The organism is Sorangium sp. So ce131 (assembly GCF_051519095.1).
Lineage (GTDB): Bacteria > Myxococcota_A > Polyangia > Polyangiales > Polyangiaceae > Sorangium.
The window spans coordinates 8,451,369-8,471,127 of sequence record NZ_CP150455.1 but is presented as its reverse complement, the minus strand read 5'-3'; the positions used below and the strand labels follow the sequence as shown (position 1 = coordinate 8,471,127).

The following is a 19,759-nucleotide window of genomic DNA, read 5'->3' as shown; positions in this document are numbered from 1 at the left end:
GCGCGGCGCGCCGGCGTATCCGATGTCGCGGCGCGAGGCGCGCAGGTCGCCCGAGAGGGGCGAGGGGCACTCTCCACCTCACCGCGGGACAGCGGCTCTGGCGGGGCGCGGCGGGTCCTCGTCGCGGCGGGAGATGCCCGCGAGAACGTGCTTTACGCTCGTCTGACCCGCCGGATCGCCCGTCGCGTCGAAGAGGGCGAGCGCCCTCGTGTAGTCGAGCGCCGCTCCCGCGATGTCGCCTCGCTCGCACCGCAGATCGCCGCGCGCCTTGAGCACGGCGGCCTGGCCGGCGCCGTCCCCGAGCCCCTCGAGCAGGTGGAGCGCATCGTCGTAGTCGCGCTGCGCCCCCGGGAGCGCGCCCCGGTGGCGCCGCAGATCGCCGCGGACCTTGAGCGCGGCGGCCTCCCCGCGGCGGTCGCCGCCCTCCCGGTAGAGGAGGATCGCGTTGCCGTAGTCGCGCGCCGCGAGCGCCGTCTGGCGCTCTCGCAGGCGCAGGTCGCCGCGGGCCTGCCACGTGCGGGCGTGGGTCTGCTCGCACCCGAGGGTCGAGAGCAGCTCGGCCTGCGGCAGGTACTCGCGCCGGGACGGGGCGCCGGCGCCCGGCCCGCGCCGCTCCTCGCGGATGCCGGCGGGCAGCCGGAGCTGGCTGAGGACGCGCTCCTCCACGCCTTCGAGGATGTAGAGCGCCCGGTCGTAATCGCGGGCCGCGCCCGCCAGATCGCCCTCCTGGAAGCACAGATCCGCGCGCGCTTTCAGCACGTTGGCCTCGCCGACGCGATCGCGGCAGGCCCGGAGGAGCGTGAGCGAGCAGGTGTAATCGCTCGCCGCGCCCTCCGCGTCGCCTTGATCGAGCCGCAGGGCCGCCCGCGCGAACAGGCCGATCGCCTCCCCGGTCCGGTCGGCCGCTGTCCGGAAGAGCGAGAGCGCCCGCTCGTGATCGCGCGCGGCGTCCGCGGGCTCCCCGTGCCTGCGGCGCAGATCGCCGCGGAGCAGGAGCGCGTGGGCCTGCCCGCGCTCGTCGCCGGCCGCCTCGAACAGCGCGAGCGCCTCGCCGTAGTGCGCCGCGGCGGCTTCGAGCGCGCCCTCGCGGCAGCGCAGTGCGCCGCGCGCGAGGAGCTCCTTCGCGCCGCGGAGGCCGTCCTCTTCTTCCGCCGGCGCCGGCGGCGGGTGCCGGGACGCGGCGCGTTGCGCGCTCGCGCGCAGCGCCCTGCGGAGGACGTCACGGTGCCCCGGGCGGCTGCGGTCGCGGGCGGCCGGGGACACCCGGAGCGTCCCGAAGAGGCCCCGCCGCTTGCCCGCGAGCTCCGACGCCGAACGCCGCGTCCGCTCGAGCGCCGCGAGCGCCGCGAGCGCCCGCGCGTGGAGCGCGGGCAGCGCCTCGCCCGAGAGCCGCGCCGCCTCCTCGAGCAAGCGCTGCTGGACGTCGGTGGCGAGCCCGAGATCGAGCACCGTGCACGCGTCGACGAGCACCCGCGCGAGCACCTCGGCGCCGCGCCGGCCGTCCTGGAAGGGGACCGTGTCCAGCGCGGCGAAGAGCTCGGCGGCGACGCGCCGGCGCATCGCCGCCGCGGGCCGTCCCTCCATGGCCGCCGTCCAGAAGAAGAGCGCCTGCATCGCGTCCGCCGCGCCCCGGTGCAGCGCGTCCCAGCGCGCCGGGTCGGCGGCCGCGGCCTTGCGGACCGCGGCGCGCACCACGGGCGAGAGGCGGTAGGTCTGTGAGTCTTGCTGGAAGGACACCAGGCGGCCGTGCACGAGCGCCTGGAGCGGCCGGGCGGCGGAGGGCGCCGGCTTCCCCGCGGCGGCGGCGACCACGTCCAGCGGGGCGTCCGCCGCCGGCAGGGCGGCGAGCGCGTGCAGCATGCCGGGCGCGTCCGCTCCCAGCGACGCCAGCGCGTCCGCCAGGACCACGCCCACGACGTCCTCCTCGGTTCCCCCGGGATCCAGGCGGGTCGCGTTCCTCCGCAGGTACACCTCGCACGACGTCGCGGTCCGCCGCAGCGTGGCCGCGGCGATCTCGATCGCCGGGGGCAGGTACCCGAGCGCGGCGACGAGCGCGTACGCCCACTGCGCCTCTGCGGCCGGCGGTTCGTCCGTCCCCCATGCACCTTGAGAGAGGACGGACAGCGCGACGGGCACCGAGAGGGGAGAGCGCACCGGGACCCTGAGCACAGCTGTCTTCCGATCTCCGGAAGTGGAGCGGATCCTTAACATTTAGCCTCTATCCATGATGGAATGACTGGTTATCCGAGCAGCTCACCGGGCTTTTGCCGGTGACACCATGCTTGCTGTATTCCCATGAGCCTGGAGATTGCTGCTGTCCTGGAGGAGCTTAGCGCGGCGCAGGGAGGGCTCAACAGCCTTCCCGGCTTTCACGGTTGGCGGCGCGCCGCGCGCTCTGCGTCATTCCGTCACACGGCATCCGCCGTGCGTGATCCTCGTGCTCCTGTCATGCAGCGCCTGACTCCTGACTCGGCCGTTCAGAGCTTCCCTGAGGGGAGCCGCGATGGCGCATGGCGCGACCTCCGGAGCTCGCGCGCGCTCCCGGAGCGCATCGCGCTGCGGCCGAGCGGCGGCTCGCGCGGCGGCTCGCGCGGCGGCAGGATGGATGATCCCGGCGGCGAGCGCGCCAGGGGGTATCGGGGCGCGCCGGCGTGCGCTAGCATCGTGCTGGCGTTTTCAGCGTGGACCTCGGCAGCGCGGCGCGGGCCGCGGCGCCGCGACAGGGGGTGGGGCTTGACGGGCTTTGGGCGCGTGCTGGGACGGTCCGCGGCGGGGCGCGCGATCGCGCTCCTCGCGCTGGCCGCGGCGATGATCGCAGGCAGCTTCGCGCGGGGCGAGGCGCCGCCCGCGGCGAGCGCGGCCGAGCCGGGCGGGCGCTCCACGGTGGACGCCCCTGCGCCGCCGGGGCCGCTCCCGCCGAGCCTCGGCGCGGAGCGGGTCACGGTCGTCGCGATCGCGGGCGCCATCGATCTCGGCCTCTCGCCGTTCCTGGAGCGCGTCGTCGCGGCCCAGGGGGCGAGCGACCTCCTGGTGCTCGACATCAACACGCTCGGCGGGCGCATCGACGCCGCGCTCGCCATCCGGGACGCCTTGCTCCGGGCCCGCGGGCGCACGGTGTGCTGGGTCAACCCGCGCGCGATCTCGGCCGGGGCGCTCATCGCGCTCGCCTGCGACGTCATCGCGGTCGCCCCCGGCGCGACGATCGGCGCGGCGACGCCCGTGCAGATCGGCGAGGACGGCGGGATGAAGCCGGTCGCCGAGAAGGTGGTCTCGTACATGCGCAAGGAGATGCGCGCGACCGCGGAGGCGAAGGGGCGGCGCGGCGACGTCGCCGAGGCCATGGTCGACGCCGACGTCGAGGTCTCCGGGCTCGACGAGAAGGGGAAGCTGCTCACGCTCGACGGCGCGCAGGCGCTCGCGTGGGGCTTCGCCGAGGTCGAGGCCGGCGACGAGGCGGCGCTCTTCCGCGCCCTGGGCCGCGCCCTGCCCGGCGAGATCGCGCGCCCGCGCCTCAGCTTCGCCGAGGAGCTCGCGCGTGTCCTCTCCGATCCGGCGCTCGCGGGGATCCTCATGACGCTCGGGATGCTCGGCGTCCTCCTCGAGCTCTACTCGCCGGGGCACGGCCTCTCGCTCGCCGTCGGGATCATCTGCCTCGCGCTCTTCTTCTTCGGCCACCACGTGGTGAAGCTCGCCGGGTGGGAGGAGATCGCGCTCTTCGTCGCCGGCGCGGTCCTCATCGCGGTGGAGCTCTTCGCCCCAGGGCACGTCGTGCCCGGCGTGGCGGGCGCGCTCTGCGTGGCGGGCGCGCTGATCCTGGCGCTGATCGACCTCGAGCGCGTCCCGGTCGAGGTCGCGTGGCACGCCGGCTGGCTCCCGCGCGCCCTCGCCTCGGTGTCCGTCTCCCTCGCCGCGACGGCGGCGCTCGCCGTGGCCGCCGCGCGCCTCGCGCCGCGGACGTGGCTCGGGCGGCGGCTCGTCCTCGACGCGGCGATCCGGGGCGTCGCGACGGGGGGCCCGTCCGGGGGCGCCGCGGCGCCCGCCTCGCGCGTGGGCCAGATCGGCGCGGCGGCCACCGATCTGCGCCCCTCGGGCAAGGTCGTGCTCGACGGCCGGCGGGTCGAGGCGCTGTCGGAGCGCGGGTATGTCGAGGCGGGGACCCGCGTTCGCGTGATCCGCGCGGACGGGGGCCGGATCGTCGTGCGTCCGCTGGCGGGCGGCGTGGGGGACGCGGGCGGCGTGGGGGACGCGGGCGGCGTGGCGGATGCGGGCGGCGTGGGGGACGCGGGCGGCGCGGCCGAGGAGGGGCGCGCGTGACCCCGGCGCTCCTCGTCATCCTGTTGCTCATGGCGGGGCTCGTGCTGCTCGCCATCGAGGTGTTCGTGATCCCTGGGGTCGGCCTCGTCGGGCTGCTCGGCGGCGCCGCGGTGCTCGGCGCCGTCGCGCTGGCGTGGGCGACCCTCGGGGTCGGCTACGGCCTGCTCGCCCTCGCCGCCGGCGCCTGCGCGACGGGGCTCCTGTTCTGGGCTTTCCCGAGGACCCGGGTCGGTCGCAAGATGGTGCTCGAGGCCCAGACGAGCGGGCGCGGCCCCGACCCGCGGCTCGCCGCGCTCGTCGGCAGGGAGGGCAAGGCGCTCACGCCGCTCCGCCCTGCCGGCACCGTCGAGATCGAGGATCGCGCGGTCGACGTCGTGACCGACGGCCTTTACGTGGAGGCCGGCACGCCCGTGCGCGTCGCGGCCGTGGAGGGGAATCGGGTCGTCGTCGAGCCGCGAAAGACGTAGCCGCGACGCGGGCGGGGAGCCGCGCGCAGGGACCTTGAGAGAGGGGATATGGATATCGTTTCGGTCATTGTGCTCGGCGGGCTCGTGCTCGTCGCCGTCATCGCGATCCTGTACATGGTGCCGCTCCGGCTGTGGATCGCCGCGCAGGCGTCGGGCGCCGGGGTCTCGATGCTCACGCTCATCGCGATGCGCCTGCGCCGGGTCCCCCCGGATCAGATCGTCAACGCGCGGATCAGCGCCGTGAAGGCGGGGCTCGACGGGGTGACGGTCGACATGCTCGAGGCGCACTACCTGGCCCGCGGGCGGGTGGAGGCGGTCGTCAACGCGCTCATCTCGGCGGGCAAGGCGGGGATGGAGCTCGACTTCTCGCGCGCCGCCGCGATCGACCTGGCCGGCCGCAACGTGCTCGAGGCGGTGGCGATGTCCGTGAACCCGCGCGTCATCGAGACCCCGAAGGTCTCGGCGGTGGCCAAGGACGGCATCCAGCTGCTCGCGATCGCGCGCGTGACCGTGCGCGCCAACATCGAGCGCCTCGTCGGCGGCGCGGGCGAGCAGACGGTGCTCGCCCGCGTCGGCGAGGGCGTGGTCTCGACCATCGGCTCGGCCGACGATTACAAACACGTCCTCGAGAACCCCGACACCATCTCGAAGAACGTGCTCAAGAAGGGCCTCGACGCGGGGACGGCCTTCGAGATCCTCTCGATCGACATCGCCGACGTCGACGTCGGCTCCAACATCGGCGCGAAGCTCCAGACCGAGCAGGCCGAGGCGGACAAGCAGGTCGCGCAGGCGAAGGCGGAGTCGCGGCGCGCGCTCGCGGTCGCGCAGGAGCAGGAGATGAAGGCCAGGACGCAGGAGATGCGGGCGAAGCTCGTCGAGGCGGAGTCGACGATCCCGCTCGCCGTCGCGGAGGCGCTCCGCACGGGCAAGCTCGGCGTCATGGACTACTACAACATGCGCAACGTCATCGCCGACACCGAGATGCGCCAGGGCATCGCCGGCACCACGGGGGCCAAGCCCGACCCCGTCGGGGAGTCGTGAGGTGCCGCCGCGGGACGGAGCGGGCCCGCGCTGGGAGTGGCTCGGCCGCCGCGAGGCGCTCGTGCGGCGCTTCGTGCTGGCCGAGGTGCTCGGCCCGCCGCGGGCGCTGTCGCCGCGGCTGCCCCCCGGCGGCGGCGCGGCCGGGGAGCCGCCCGTGGGCGACGACGGACGGGCGCCATGGATGACCTCGAGAGCTACCTCGGCCTCGTCGTCGCGGCGCTCTGGCTGATCGTCCAGATCGCCAAGGCGATGGGCTGGAACGGCGGCGCGCTCGTCCGGGCGTGGTCCGAGCGCGCCGCCGCCCACGAGCGCGCGTCGCCCGACGAGATCGCGCCGCCGCGGGAGGCGCCGCCGCGGGAGGTCCCGTTCGGCGCCCCGCGCGCGATCGAGGCCGAGCGGCGGCAGGCGGCGCTCTTCCGGCTGGACGCGCTCGAGCGGGGCGCGCTCTCGCTCGGCGAGGCGGTGCGCCACGAGCGGGCGAACCGGCGCTTCGTGGATGTGCTCACCGGCTACGTCCCGCAGGAGATCGCGCGCGCGCGAGCGGCCGTCGCCGCGGGCCTGCCGGCGGGCGAGGCGGAGGACGCGGCCGACACCCTCGAGCTCGTGCTCGGCGAGATCGCGGTGCTCGTCCGGCAGCGCCGCGACCCCGCGCTCCTCGCCCAGCTCGGCGACGCGGACGCCCTCGCCGACGCCTGCTACGCCCCGGTGATCGCGTTCGCGCGCGCCGAGGGGTTGCCGCTCCGGAGCGGAGCCCCGGCCACGCAGCTCACGGATTTCGACCTCGCCCTCTGGACAGGCTTCCTCCCGACGTCGATCGCGCCGATCTTCCTCCCGCCCGATTTCTTCTCCACCCCGGCGTACTGGCCGGCGATCGCGCACGAGATCGGCCACGACTTCCTCGCCTCGGTCGAGGGCCTCGAGCCCGCGCTCCGCCGCGAGCTCGGCTTGCCCGGCGGCGCGCGGCCGGCGCGCCTGCGCGCGCTGGACGGCGACGACATCGCGGCGCCCGAGCTCACGGCGGCGCTCGGCGCGTGGTTCGAGGAGATCTTCTGCGACGTCTTCGGCACGTCCATGCTCGGCCCCGCCTACGTGCTCACCATGAGCTCGCTCTTCGCCCGGGAGGACGCTCCGTACGAGGTGATCGCGGTGCACACCGACGCGGCCGGCGCGCGTTACGACCCGCACCCGCCGCCGCACCTGCGCGTCCTCATCGGCTGCATGGCCCTGGAGCGGGGCGGATTCCCCGCCCAGGCGCGCGCCATCTCGGAGGGCTGGGCGCGGCGCCACGCCGGCGCGCCGCTCGACGCCCTGCTGTTCCCGGCGAGGCGCGGGTGGCGCCCGGTCCCGCTGTCGCCTTTCGTCGAGGCGTCCGCGTCGATCGTGGAGCGCCTCCACGCCGGACCGCTCGTGTCCCTGTCCGGCTTCGGGCTCCGGGACGTCCGCGGCGTCGACTACGGCCCGCACATGCACATGGAGGCCTTGCGCGCGCGCGACGTGCTGCGCGCCGGCCGCGTCCCCTCCGCCCGAGACGCGCGGGCGATCGTCGCGGGCGCGGTGCTGGCGGCGCAGGACTACCCCGGGCAGGCGATCGCGATCCTGGCGAACGCGCGCGCGGCCATCCCGGCGGTCGGCACGAGCGAGCGGCGCGCCGACGCGTTCGCCCCGGACGCGGCCGCGCCCGGCGCCGCGCTGACCCGCCGCGACGTGACCGAGGCGCTGATCCTGCGCGAGGCCCTGCTGCCGCCCCGAGCGCTCCGAGGCCGCCGTCGCGCGCGCCTGTGAGGCCGCCGTCGCGCGTGCCTGTGAGGCCGCCGGGCGGCGCTGCTCAGGCGAGGGGGTCGAGCTCGGGCGCCGCCTGCACCGCGGGGGCGGCGTGGATCGTGGGCGCCCGCGGCGCGGCGAGGCTCGCCGCCCCGAGCTTGAGCAGCTCCTGCGGCGAGGCGAAGCCCGCGGCTCCCAGCTTGAGGAGCTCCTCGCGCTGGTACTTCCACACGGTCCGGTAGCGGAAGAACGGCACGGCCGGGTAGAGGTGGTGGATCAGGTGGTAGTTCTGCCCGAAGAGCAGCACGTTGAAGAGCGCGCTGTCGACCGCGCGCGTCGCCCGGTACCGGTCCTGCGCGGCCGTGATCCCGTGGGGATAGTGAGGCAGGTAGTCGAACGCGAACGCGAGGAAGAAGATCGCCACCCGCGCCGGCACGATCCAGTAGAGCAACGCGACCTCGCCGTACCCGAGCGCGAAGGCCAGCGCCACGAGCCCCAGGAAGACCGCCATCGTCGCGACCGTCTCGAGCCGCTCGCCGCGCTTCTGCGCGCGGTAGGAGCGCAAAAATAGATAGTAATAGTAGAGGTCCTGTGTCGCCCACCGGAGCGGCAGGAGCCACCACGGGCCGCGCCCGCTCCAGTGGTCGGGGTCCCGGTCCGCCTCGTTCGTGTGCTTGTGGTGCTCGACGTGGAAGTGGCGCACCGCGAGGAACGGCGCCATGAGCAGCACCCCGGACAGCCGCCCGAGCACGCCGTTGAGCAGCGCGGAGCGCGCGAGCGACCGGTGCGCGGCCTCGTGCATCGGCGTGAACACGGCGTACGCGGCCACGGCCGCGGCGAGCACGGCCCAGAGGGGTGAGACCCAGCCCGCGACGCCCGCGGCGACCGCCGCCGCCCAGAGCGCGTAGGACGCCCCGAAGAGCGCCACCGTGGGCCACTCGATCGGCCGCGTCTGCAGCAGCCCGCTGTCGAGCGGGAGGACGCTCCAGAGCGACGGCCGTCCTGACGGCCGCCCTGAGGGCCGCCCCGAAGGCCGCCCCGAGGGCCGCCCCGAAGGGCGACCAGGGCGACTCTCGTCGTTGGTCATCGTGACACTCCAGGCCGCAGGCCTTCCCGTCGGACGACTGAGTCGGTTCTCGTCGTAGTTCATGGCGTTCAAAACTCCCAGGGGAAGCGTCGGGTCTTCATTTTACGAGCGGACGATGGTCGCCGGATCAAGCGCAAGCGAACGTTCGACCACCTCGGGATCGCGCTCCTCGGGGACCGCAGCGAGAGGTCGTCAGGTTCCAGCGATCTCCAGCGCGCGCTCCCCCACGGCCATGCCCATGAATGAACAGGGGAGCGCCGAGGGCGTTTCCATCCCGAGAAACAACGGGAGTTGCTCGAAGACGAGCACGATTCCAATCTAGCAGCCTCGCAACACGAGCACAACGAGCTTTCGGAGCAACGCGTTGGGGGCTCGGGCTTGTTCCAGCCGCGTCAGTCGCGCCGGTTGCGCCGGTTGCGCCGGTTGCGCCGGCCGCGACAGGCGCGCCGCCTCCAGGGCACGTCGTCCTTGCCGGACCAGGTGCGCCGCGCGCCACGTCCAGACGTCCAGACGTCCAGGCGAGCAGCGCATAGGATGGAGTCTCGCTGGATTCCAGCGACAACCCGCGCGAGCGCCGTTTGTTTCCTGTTTGGCGCCGAGCGCCCATAAGGGGCGAGGCGCAGTCCTTCGTGACCCGGCCCACGGATGAGTACGGTAGAGACACGGGACGCGTCAGAACAGTGCTGTCGCGACCGCCGCGAGCTCAGGCGCGGTGCGTCGCCCCGCCCTGCGGGGCGGCTCTCATGAGCTCGCTTACCTCTGCCGCACAACCCCACGCCAGCGTGTACCCTGCGCCACCGTGGCCATAATTGTGAATGACGCGGCCTTCGCGCTCGAGCCGCACCGCGCTCCGGCAAGGACGCAGTCCAGCGCGCGAACGGAGCAGGTTTCCCGGGCTGAGCCCGCCGGCACGCGCGCGCTGGAGCATCGCGTCAGTACGGTCGGGATCCGGCGTCAGCGGGCGGTCGTCGGGGGAGGGAACAGCGCAACCGCCGACAACGATCTCGCGACGTCGTGGGATAATGTAGACAAGTGAGGATTCGTCCCTTTCATCACCCAGTGCGACATCTAGGGGGATATCGCCTGGCTCGGTGATGGCGACCTGTCCGTAGACGCCGACGAGCTCCGTGTCGCCGGTGAGCGCGCGCGCCCCGAGCCCGGCGCAGTTCACGACGAAATCTCCCTTGACCGCGTCGAGGGATGTCACGTGCTCGATCCGCACCGGACTCGCGAGCTGCGCCTCGAGCCAGGGGAGGTACAGCGCGGGTTCGATGCGCGGCGCCGTGAACCGGAAGCTGTACGGCGCGCCGAAGGGGTGCGGCGTGGGATCGAGCGAGAGGTCCGGGGCGCACGGCGCCCACCAGGGCAGCGCGGGGTCGTCCGCGGCCTCGCGACACGTCAGGACATCCACGCCGGCCTCCGGGTGCTCCCGGGCGATGCGCGTCAGCTCATCGAAGCTCGTGCGCGACCAAGCGTTCACGCGGTCGGGCGGGTTCGCCTGGAATGGATACCAGAGCGCAGCCGCGACGGCCGAGGTCGTCCCCTCGCCGCGGGCCGCCGCGATCACCTGCACGCGGTGGCCGGCGCGCTGGAGCACGACCGCCGTGGTCAACCCGATCACCCCTGCGCCCACGACGGTGATCTGCTGTGCGTGATCGTGAGGACGCTGCACCGTCGCGCTTCTAGCACGGGGCACCTCGGCGTCGAGCGCGCTCGGCCCGCGCCGCGAACACCACGCATCGCGGCCGGCCGCCCGTTTGACCGGCACGGAGGAGCGCGGCTGCCTGCGCGCTGCGAGGCGAGAGCGCGGCGCTCGGCTCCACGTGCGCCGCTGTTCTCCGTGTGCGGTTAGGCGTGCGTCCGCGAGCGTGCGGTCAGGCGTACGTCACGCGCGTGTCCCTCACGGGTCCCTCGCGCACCGGGCCCCGATGTTGTTGACGCGGTCCTCGTGACCGCTCTTGTCGCGCTCGGCTACGCGCAGATCGCCCTCGGGCGCGCGGAAGCTCCCGCCGCGGGTGACCCGCCGCAGCTCGGTGTCGGCGCCGATGAACACGCAGTCGAGGCACGGCAAGAAGAGCTCCTCGCTCCACCAATCCATCGCCCACTCCCACAGGTTGCCGGCCAGATCCGAATGACCCCACCGGCCGTCCCCGAGCGGCATCGACCCGACGGGCAGGATGTCGTTGAGGGTGCAGTCGCCGGCGACGCTCCCATCCGCCGTGCAGCGGTACACGGCGTGCTCGCCGTCGATCCCGGACCCCCATGGGTACTCTCGCTGCCAGTCGCCTCCCGCCGCCGCGTAGTTCAACTCGGCCTCCGACGGCAGCCTGCCGCCGTCCCACGCGCAGAACGCGAACGCCTCGTACCAGTTGATGCAGTTGATCGGCAGCGTCTCGTTCGGGCCAGGCTCGTCGGTCCACGTCGAGATGCCGTGCAAATCGCAGTGGAGCGCCGCCTTCAGCTCGGCCGTGGTCAGCGCGAGGTAATTCTTCCAGTTCTGGTGCCACCCGGTGCCGGAGACCCGAGGGTGCGCGCCGACGCCCACCATGGGTGGGTTCGCCTGCACGCCTCGCCCATCCTTCACGAACTCCCGGAATCGCCCGACGGTGATCTTGTACCGGTCCAGCCGGAAATCGCTGACGGCCGCCGGGTGCGACGTGTCGCGGTGCACGACGCCATCGTAGCTCCTCAGGTAGTTGCCGCAGCGGACCAGCCGGTTGTCGCAGCAGCTCCCCTCGCCAGACCCGCAAACGCTCGCGGTGCCAGATCTGCAGCTAGGAGGCGTGGCCGCCACATCCTCCGAGCCGCACACCGTCGGGCAGCCCGGCGCAGGGCACGTGCCGCACGTCGTCCCCCCGGCGCACTCCACGCAGGCGCCGGCCACGTCACACGCCGCGCTTCCGCTCTCGCCGCACGGCGTCCCCTCAGGCCGCGACAGCTCGGCGCACCTGCCTTCCCGGCACACCGGGTCCACGCACGCGCTCCGCGGCGGCGGGCAGTCGCTGACCGCATTGACACAGCCCCCGGACCCGCCGCTGCTGCTGCTCGCGCCATCGCCGCCGCCGCCGCTGCTACCGTCGCCGCCGCTGCCGTCGCCGCCGCTGCTGCTACCGTCGCCGCCGCTACCCTGGCTGCTGCTGTTGCTGCCGCCCCCGCCGTCGCCGCTTCCGCTGCTCGCCGCCTTGCCGAAGTCACGCTTCTTCGGAGAGCACCCCGCCAGGAGGGAGAGCGCCGTGATGAGCACAAATTTCCTCATGTGCTGCATCCTACGCTATCGAGCTCAGCAAGTCGTAGCGGAGACGACCGAACGTCGCGGGCAGCGCGGCGGGCGCGCGGCCCGCGACGCTCCGGGCGGCCGTCGCGCCCGGAAAATCGGCCTCCGGCGCGTGCGTGGGTGGGGGTGTCTTGGCTGGATTCAGCGACCCGGGTGACTCGATGTCACCCGACGTCACCCAACGTCCGTTACTTGCGCTGACTCGGCTCGATCTGGCCGACGTCGCGGACGGCGCCGTTGGCGGCGCTCGTGGCCATGAGCGCGTAGGCCCGCAGGGCGGCGGAGACCTTCCGGTCGCGGTTCGGCTTGAACGCGTCCGCGCCGCGGGCCTCGGCCGCGCGGCGGCGGCGCTCGAGCTCCGCGTCGCTGACGAGCAGCTCGACGCTGCGCGCGGGGATGTCGATCCGGATCCGATCGCCCTCCTCGACGAGCCCGATCGTGCCGCCCTCGGCCGCCTCGGGCGAGACGTGCCCGATGCTCAGGCCCGACGTCCCGCCGCTGAACCGGCCGTCGGTGATGAGGGCGCACGCCTTGCCGAGCCCCTTCCCCTTCAGGAACGACGTCGGATAGAGCATCTCCTGCATGCCGGGCCCGCCCTTCGGGCCCTCGTAGATGATGACCACCACGTCGCCCGAGCGGACCTGGTTGTCCCAGATCGCGTCACACGCCGCCTCCTGCGAGTGGAACACCCGCGCCGGGCCCTCGAACTTCCAGATCGCCTCGTCGACGCCCGCGGTCTTCACGATGCAGCCGTCCTTCGCCAGGTTGCCGTAGAGCACCGCGAGGCCGCCGTCCTTGCTGTACGCGTGCGCGACGTCGCGGATGCAGCCCTTCTCGGCGTCGTCGTCGGTGTCGGCGAAGTACTTGTCCTGCGAGAACGCCACCGTCGTCGGGACGCCGCCCGGCGCGGCGAGCGCGCGCTTCTTCGCGGCCTCCGTGGCCGTGGGGCGCCGGAGGTCGTTCGCGTCGATCGCCTCGCCCAGGGTGCGCGTGTGCACGGTGCCGACCTCCCGGTGGATGAGGCCCGCGCGGTCGAGCTCGCCGAGGATCGTCAGCACGCCGCCCGCGCGGTGCACGTCCTCGACGTGGTGGTGCGACGACGGGGCCACCTTGCAGATGTTGGGCACGCGGCGCGACATCCGGTCGATGTCCGACATCTTGAAGTCGACCTGCGCCTCGCGCGCGACCGCCAGGATGTGGAGCACGGTGTTCGTCGAGCCGCCCATCGCGATGTCGAGCGCCATCGCGTTCTCGAACGCCTCGAAGGTCGCGATGCTCCGCGGCAGCACCGACGCGTCCCCGTCGACGTAGTACCTCTGCGCGAGCTCGACGGCGCGCTTCGCCGCCTGCTCGAAGAGGTCCCAGCGCTTCGCGTGCGTCGCGAGCAGCGTCCCGTTGCCCGGCAGGGCCAGCCCGAGCGCCTCGTTGAGGCAGTTCATGCTGTTGGCCGTGAACATGCCCGAGCACGACCCGCACGTCGGGCACGCGGACCGCTCCATCGCGGCGAGATCGGCGTCGGTCACCTTGTCGTCGCTCGCGGCGATCATCGGATCGATGAGGTCGAGCTTCCGGATGAGCGGCTTTCCGTCCCGATCGTGCGTCCCGACGATCTTGCCCGCCTCCATGGGCCCGCCGGAGACGAAGACGGTCGGGATGTTGAGCCGCATGGCCGCGAGCAGCATGCCGGGCGTGATCTTGTCGCAGTTCGAGATGCAGAGCAGCGCGTCCGCGCAGTGCGCGTTCACCATGTACTCGACGCTGTCGGCGATGAGCTCGCGGCTCGGCAGCGAGTAGAGCATCCCGGCGTGGCCCATCGCGATGCCGTCGTCGATCGCGATCGTGTTGAACTCGACCCCCCACCCGCCCGCGGCGTCGATGACCTTCTTGGCCCGCTGCCCCACGTCGTGGAGGTGGACGTGCCCGGGGACGAACTGCGTGAAGCTGTTGGCGATCGCGATGATCGGCTTCTCGAAGTCCGCGTCCTTCATGCCGGTGGCGCGCCACAGCGCGCGCGCCCCTGCCATGTTGCGTCCCTGGGTGGATGTACGACTACGGTATCCGGCCATGCTCCGGACCCTACTCCGTTCCAGCCTCCGCGCCTAGCCGACAGGCGAGGCGGGCGCCGGGGTGCGACCTCGACCCACGTGGGCCCCGGCGGCGGGCCCATCGGGGGCCGGCCCGGCGCCGCAGAGGCCGGGGCTGCGGGACAGCGCGGCTACCGCCCCGGCGGCTTGGACCACCGATCCACGGCGATCATCGCGGCGCCGAGCCCGTCGATGTAGGTGCCGTGCCGGAACGAGGCCCGCTTGAGCCCCGCGAGGAGCGTGGTCAGAAGCTGGCGCGCCTCGTCCCGTTCGCGCCGCAGATCCTGGACCTCATCCCGCGACGTCCGGAGAGCCGCAATCTCTCCGGCGTCCTTCGTGACTGTCTTCATCGCTGCATCGGACATGGGTCTCATCCTCCCATAGCCAAAGTAACGCTGTCATGCCCGATTCATCAACTTCTATTCATGGGCTTCAACAGCCTTCGTATCCCGGCCTACCTCGGTGTCGCGCCGCGCCACCACGGTGACGAGCCCGCGCGCGACGTCGCGGTGAGAGACGCGGAAGCCGGCCGCTTCGAGCCGCTCACAGACCCAGTCGGGGGAGAGGCGCAGCTTGCGATAGAAGCTCGCGGACAGCCTCCACCGGCCGTCCTCCTGTCCTCGCGTGTAAACGAGATCGTGCACCTTCACGGTCTCCAGTTCGTACTCGAGGAAACAAGTCATGATCACGTCCGCCGAGTCGTGTACGGGGATGAACCGGTCGACCCCTTCGAGCTCGCGGGTGAGGTCGCGAAACGTGAGCGCGAGCCGCCCGCCGGGCGTGAGCCGCCGGGCGCAGCCGGCGAACATGCGCTCGACGTCGGCCTTGCTGCCGAGGTGAGGGAGCGTGTCGCCCATGCACACGGCGAGCTCGGCGGGCGGGCCCGGCCGCTCGAGCGCCTCGAGCAGATCGCCGCGCGCTACCTCGATGGCGAGCTGCCCCCGGCGGGCGGCGAGCTCGCCGAGCAGCCGCTCGGAGAGGTCGACCGCGGTCACCTTGAACCCGAGCTCGGCCAGCGCGATCGACTGGAAGCCGGAGCCACAGCCGAGGTCGATCGCCTCGGACGAGCCCTCGGGGCGCAGGCCGAGCCGCTCGAGCAGCGCGCGCTGCTCGGCGACCTTGGCGGCGTAATCCCCGAACATCCTCGAGTAAAACTCGGCGAGCAGCGTGTCGTAGTGATCGGTGACCGTGGGCATGCGCTTCGTCCTCCGCGGCCATCCTACCTCCCGCGCGCCGCGCCCCGCACGGCTCCCCCGCCGCTCCGCGCCAGCCGCGTCGCTCGGAAGGCGGGGCGAGGCGGGGCGAGGCGAGGCGAGGCGAGGCGAGGCGAGCGACGACGTCGACCATGTCGCACGAGCGCGCACCAGAATTCGCCTGGACTCGAAAATTTCGGTTCTGGTTTGAAGGAGCCATGATATCTTGGTTGAAAGGCGACTTTCACTCCGACATCGAGCTTCGCGTCGACGATGTTGGAAGGCACCGGAGAGCATCCCGGAGCGATGTTAGGAGGGAGATGTCGCGCTGCTTTGCGCAGCTGGTTCGGTCGGACGGGTCACCATGAGATGCGGCGAGCTCGCCTCGTGCGGAGCGCGCCGATCGCTCGCGCAGGTTCGGCGCCCTTCGAGGGCGCCCCTCGCGAAGCGCGCTGACGGACCTCCGGCGACGACGCCAGTTGAGCTGGGCAAGCGGTCAAGAGAGCCCGGGGCGACTCGGCGGCTCGGCGGGCGACTTGGCAGCTCGGCAGCCTGATGACTCGGTGACACGAGCCACGGGGACTCCGAGACCAGGTGAGCCGGGCGAGCCGGGCCGGCGCGGGCCGCGCGACGCCAGCGCGCAGCGCCGGTGAGCTTCCCTGGGATTCGGCGAGGGGATTCGGCGAGGGGATTCGGCGAGGGGATTCGGCGAGGGGGGACTCCGCGAGGCGAGTCGGAAATCAGCCGGCGGAGCGGAGAGAAAAGGGTTGAGGAACGTGCCAGTTCAAGGTACGATGAAGAGTTTGTATCCGAGGCGTCCGCGGCGCTTCCGGTCGGACGATGGCCGCGTGAACACGTCGAGTGAAGGAGCGAAGTGCATGCGCAACACCGTAAGTAATTGGCTCTCCATGTGCTCGCGATCGCTCGTCGCGGCGGCCGCGGCCGCGCTCCTGTCTGTCACGCCCACGGGGGCCTCGGCAGAGCAGCAGGGCTCCCCGAGAGGGGCGGCGCCCGCGGCGGCCCCCGAGGGCGCGCCCGTCGCGGACTCCGCGCCTGCCCCCGAGTGGGACAGCTACTCCGTCGAGGTCTACGGCATGCTGGTCTCGCGCGCGGGGAAGGTCGCGACGCTGCTCCCGCTCGTCGCGACCTCCGCCACGCCGGTCGCCGCCGGGACCAAGGCCGTGCTCTTCCGCAGGATCGGGGATCCGAAGAGCTCCACACCGGTGCAATGGGTGGAGATCGCCAGGGTCACCATGAGGAAGATCGAGCCGACCGGGAACATGCAGCTCACCATCGACTCGGAGCCCCAGGCGACGGTCGGCGCGAGCGGCAAGGCCTCGGGCCACTTCGTCAAAGGCGCGCGGCTCAAGCTGGCTATCGAGTGACCACACGAGCTTCCATGTCGCCTCTCCGGAGAGCGCCGGAGGCGTGAGCCGCGCCGCCCAGCGCGCCCGGCACGGCCGCGCGGGCTGGGCCGTCGGCGGCGCGCGGCGGCGCGAGGCGGCGCGCCGCCGCGGCCGCGCGCGCCGGGCGACGCGGCCGCCATGCCCGGCGCGGCGGGGCGGCGAGGGCGCGGCGTCACCGCGGATCTCCCCGGGACCGCTCAACATTTTGAAACGCCGCGCGCTAGCGTTGTTGATAGAGTCGTCGGGCGGAGACAAGCGACGCCGATGAACGCCCTTCGATCCTGGCTCTCGCAACTGAATCGCCCCGAGGTGACGGAGTTCGCCGTGGCCACGGGGCGTATGCCCAGCGTCAAGGTCTCGGGCGCCTTCCAGGCCGTCGACCCAGCCGCGCTCTCCACCGAAGACATCCTCATGCTGCTCAGCGCGCTGGGCGGCGGCCGCTTCGTCGACACGCTCGGCGCGAAGCCCTCCCAGTGGCACATCCGCATCGACGGCATCGGCGCCATCGCGGTGGTCGCCGCGCGCCAGGGGGATCTCGTGCACGCCCGCATGACGCGGCTGCAGCCGTCCGCCGCCGGGGGCGCCGCCGCCGGGAGCGCCGCGCCGCAGGCCCGCCCCTCGCAGCAGTTCTCCATGCGCGAGCACCTCGCCCCCGAGGAGGCGCAGCGGCCGGCGCCGCGCGACCCCGAGGCCCCCCGCACGAGCTCCCCCGAGCTCGCGCTCGATCTCCGGGGCGCCCCGCCGCCGCCCGCCGAGCCCCGCGGCGCGCCCGCCGCGCGCGCGCCCGCCGCGCCGGCCCCCGCCGCGCCGCTGGAGCCGCGGCCCCGCGGCGGCGCGCGGGCGCGGCCCTCGTCGGCCGACGTCCCGGACGCGCTCGAGGGGCTGCTCGCCGCCGCCCGCGACCAGGGCGCGAGCGACCTCCACCTCGTCGCCGGCCGCCCGCCGCTCCTCCGGATCGCGGGCGAGCTCGAGCCGCAGGGCGACCTGCTCGACCCGGCGGCCGTCGAGGCCCTCCTGCTCCCCCGCGTCCCCGCGCGCCTCGCGCCGGCGCTCGAGGCCGAGGGCTCGTGCGACTTCGCCCTGGAGCTCGGCGCCCTCGGCCGCTTCCGCGTCAACATCGCGCGCCACCGACGGGGCTACAAGGGCTGCTTCCGCCTCATCGCGCGCAGCATCCCGACCCTCGCGTCGCTCGGCCTGCCCGACGCCATCGGGCTCGCCACCCGCCACCACCAGGGCCTCATCGTGATCACCGGGCCGACGGGCCACGGCAAGACCACGACGCTGACCGCGATCGTCGACATCCTCAACCGCGAGACGAGCCACCACATCATCACGGTCGAGGACCCGGTCGAGTTCGTCCACGCGCGCGGCAAGGCGATGATCAGCCAGCGCGAGGTCGGCACCCACACCCGCTCGTTCGAGAACGCCCTCAAGGCCTCGCTGCGCGAGGACCCCGACGTCATCGTCGTCGGCGAGCTCCGCGACACCGCGACCGTGCGCATGGCGCTGGCGGCCAGCGAGACCGGCCACCTCGTGCTCGGCACGATGAACACGCCGAGCGCGGCGAAGACCATCGACCGGCTCATCGATCTCTTCCCGCCCGGCGACCAGCAGCAGGTCCGCGTCACGCTCGCGGGCGGCCTCCGGCTCATCGTCAGCCAGCGGCTCCTGCCGAGCGAGGGCGGCAAGCGCATGGTCGCCGCCGCCGAGATCCTGCCCGGCTCGGTCGCGCTCTGGAACCTCATCCGCGACTCGAAGACGTTCCAGATCCCGAGCCTCCAGCAGCGGGGCAAGGGCCTCGGGATCATCCGCCTCGACGACTCGCTCGCCGAGCTCGTGCGCGCGGGCAAGACCACGCTGGAGGCCGCGCTCGCCGTGGCGGAGGCCCCGGACGAGCTCGAGGCCGTGCTCGCCGGCCGGAGGCAGCCCGCGCTGCCGCCCGACCGGCGGCCGCCCGCCCCGCCGCCGGCGGACGCGGCGAAGCCCGCCGCGCCCGAGGCGGGCAAGGGCCTGCTCGAGCGCGCGGGCGCGCTCTTCGGAAAGAAGGGGGGCTGACGTGGCCAAGATCGACCGCCTCTTCGACGAGCTCCTGTCCAGGAAGGGCAGCGACCTCCACCTCGGCATCGGCTACCCCCCGCTCGTCCGCGCCCGCGGCGAGCTCATCCCGGTGCGCGACACGCCCCTCGACGCCGCCGAGATGGACGCGCTGCTCTTCGAGATCACGACCCCCGAGGAGCGGCGGCGGATCGAGGGCGAGCTCGACCTCGACTTCGCCTATTCCTACGCCGACAAGGCCCGGTTCCGCGCCAACTACTTCTACAAGACCACGGGGCTCGCCGCCGTCTTCCGCACCATCCCGAGCAAGATCCTCTCCCTCGACGACCTCGGCTGCCCCGAGATCGTCCGCCGCCTGTCCGATCGCCAGAGCGGCCTCATTTTGATCACGGGCCCGACGGGCTCCGGCAAATCCACGACGCTCGCGGCGATGATCGATCACATCAACCGCTCGCGCGCCTGCCACATCCTCACGATCGAGGATCCGGTCGAGTTCGTGCACACGCCGATCAAGGCCCAGGTCACGCACCGCGAGGTCGGCCCCGACGCGGGCAGCTTCGCGAGCGCGATCCGGAGCGCCGGCCGCGAGGACGCCGACGTGATCCTGATCGGCGAGCTCCGGACGAACGAGACGATGAAGCTCGCCCTGCAGCTCGCGAGCTTCGGCGTCCTCGTCTTCGGCACCGTGCACACGAACAGCGCCGCCTCGACGATCGACCGCATCATCAACGCGTTCCCGGCCGACGAGCAGCTCCAGGTCCGCGGCATGCTCTCCGAGAGCCTGGCCGCGATCATCGCCCAGCAGCTGCTCCGCACGAAGGACGGCAGCGGCCGCGTCGCCGCGCACGAGATCCTCGTCGGATCGAGCGCTTTGTCCTCGATGATCCGCGACGGCAAGACGTTCCAGATCACGAACCTGATGCAGGCCGGCCGGTCCGCCGGCATGCAGACGATGGACATGGCGCTGGAGCGGCTCGTGAAGAAGGACGTCATCTCCGCCCAGGCGGCGCTCGAGAAGGCGATCGACAAGGACACCTTCCAGCGCCTCTTCCCGGACGCGCAGGCGCCCTCCTAGAG

15 protein-coding genes are annotated in these 19,759 nt (G+C 73.2%); 8 read left to right on the top strand and 7 right to left on the bottom strand.

The annotated features are described in order from the left end of the window. Positions 1-78: 78 nt before the first annotated feature. The gene (locus WMF43_RS30695) at positions 79-2,154 is read right to left on the bottom strand and encodes a hypothetical protein (RefSeq protein ID WP_437670095.1); all 2,076 of its coding nucleotides are present in this window, start codon (positions 2,152-2,154) and stop codon (positions 79-81) included. A gap of 597 nt (positions 2,155-2,751) precedes the next feature. On the opposite strand from WMF43_RS30695, the gene WMF43_RS30690 reads away from it, so the two are divergent. Genes WMF43_RS30690 through WMF43_RS30670 form a run of 5 tightly spaced genes read left to right on the top strand, consistent with a single transcriptional unit; the run spans position 2,752 to position 7,604 of the window. Then, complete coding sequence (locus tag WMF43_RS30690) at positions 2,752-4,314, top strand: NfeD family protein (protein WP_437670093.1); 1,563 nt, start codon at positions 2,752-2,754, stop codon at positions 4,312-4,314. Beyond that, positions 4,311-4,781: an NfeD family protein gene (locus WMF43_RS30685; RefSeq protein WP_437670091.1), complete on the top strand. Its 471-nt coding sequence runs from the start codon at positions 4,311-4,313 to the stop codon at positions 4,779-4,781. The genes WMF43_RS30690 and WMF43_RS30685 overlap by 4 nt, the downstream gene beginning before the upstream one ends. A 48-nt stretch (positions 4,782-4,829) precedes the next feature. Next, positions 4,830-5,822, top strand: a complete 993-nt coding sequence (floA, locus tag WMF43_RS30680) for a flotillin-like protein FloA (protein ID WP_437670089.1) — start codon at positions 4,830-4,832, stop codon at positions 5,820-5,822. A 1-nt stretch (position 5,823) separates the two neighbouring features. Then, the gene (locus tag WMF43_RS30675) at positions 5,824-6,051 is read left to right on the top strand and encodes a hypothetical protein (RefSeq protein WP_437670087.1); all 228 of its coding nucleotides are present in this window, start codon (positions 5,824-5,826) and stop codon (positions 6,049-6,051) included. Continuing rightward, positions 6,000-7,604 carry a hypothetical protein gene (locus tag WMF43_RS30670; protein WP_437670086.1) on the top strand — a complete coding sequence of 535 codons (1,605 nt, stop codon included), beginning with the start codon at positions 6,000-6,002 and terminating at the stop codon, positions 7,602-7,604. The genes WMF43_RS30675 and WMF43_RS30670 overlap by 52 nt, the downstream gene beginning before the upstream one ends. 43 nt (positions 7,605-7,647) lie before the next feature. Here the strand turns inward: WMF43_RS30670 and WMF43_RS30665 are convergent, their stop codons facing one another. The 6 genes from WMF43_RS30665 to WMF43_RS30640 all read right to left on the bottom strand — a co-directional run bounded on the left by WMF43_RS30665 (position 7,648) and on the right by WMF43_RS30640 (position 15,224). Then, positions 7,648-8,670: a fatty acid desaturase gene (locus tag WMF43_RS30665; protein ID WP_437670084.1), complete on the bottom strand. Its 1,023-nt coding sequence runs from the start codon at positions 8,668-8,670 to the stop codon at positions 7,648-7,650. Positions 8,671-9,373: 703 nt separating this feature from the next. Continuing rightward, positions 9,374-10,438 carry an FAD-dependent oxidoreductase gene (locus WMF43_RS30660; RefSeq protein WP_437670082.1) on the bottom strand — a complete coding sequence of 355 codons (1,065 nt, stop codon included), beginning with the start codon at positions 10,436-10,438 and terminating at the stop codon, positions 9,374-9,376. Positions 10,439-10,570: 132 nt separating this feature from the next. Beyond that, positions 10,571-11,926, bottom strand: coding sequence for a formylglycine-generating enzyme family protein (locus tag WMF43_RS30655; RefSeq protein WP_437670080.1), 1,356 nt, complete (start codon positions 11,924-11,926; stop codon positions 10,571-10,573). Positions 11,927-12,132: 206 nt separating this feature from the next. After that, positions 12,133-14,010, bottom strand: a complete 1,878-nt coding sequence (gene ilvD / locus WMF43_RS30650) for a dihydroxy-acid dehydratase (protein ID WP_437670078.1) — start codon at positions 14,008-14,010, stop codon at positions 12,133-12,135. 149 nt (positions 14,011-14,159) lie between these two features. Further along, positions 14,160-14,393, bottom strand: a complete 234-nt coding sequence (locus WMF43_RS30645) for a hypothetical protein (protein WP_437670076.1) — start codon at positions 14,391-14,393, stop codon at positions 14,160-14,162. A 54-nt stretch (positions 14,394-14,447) separates the two neighbouring features. Further along, positions 14,448-15,224 carry a class I SAM-dependent methyltransferase gene (locus WMF43_RS30640; protein WP_437670074.1) on the bottom strand — a complete coding sequence of 259 codons (777 nt, stop codon included), beginning with the start codon at positions 15,222-15,224 and terminating at the stop codon, positions 14,448-14,450. Between the two features lie 905 nt (positions 15,225-16,129). Between WMF43_RS30640 and WMF43_RS30635 the strand changes: the two genes are divergently transcribed. The 3 genes from WMF43_RS30635 (at position 16,130) to WMF43_RS30625 (ending at position 19,757) form a co-directional block, all read left to right on the top strand. Next, on the top strand, positions 16,130-16,606 hold the full coding sequence (locus tag WMF43_RS30635; RefSeq protein WP_437670072.1) for a hypothetical protein: 477 nt from the start codon (positions 16,130-16,132) through the stop codon (positions 16,604-16,606). A 285-nt stretch (positions 16,607-16,891) separates the two neighbouring features. Next, the gene (locus WMF43_RS30630) at positions 16,892-18,682 is read left to right on the top strand and encodes a type IV pilus twitching motility protein PilT (protein ID WP_437670070.1); all 1,791 of its coding nucleotides are present in this window, start codon (positions 16,892-16,894) and stop codon (positions 18,680-18,682) included. Between the two features lies 1 nt (position 18,683). Beyond that, the gene (locus tag WMF43_RS30625) at positions 18,684-19,757 is read left to right on the top strand and encodes a type IV pilus twitching motility protein PilT (protein ID WP_437670069.1); all 1,074 of its coding nucleotides are present in this window, start codon (positions 18,684-18,686) and stop codon (positions 19,755-19,757) included. Positions 19,758-19,759: the final 2 nt, after the last annotated feature.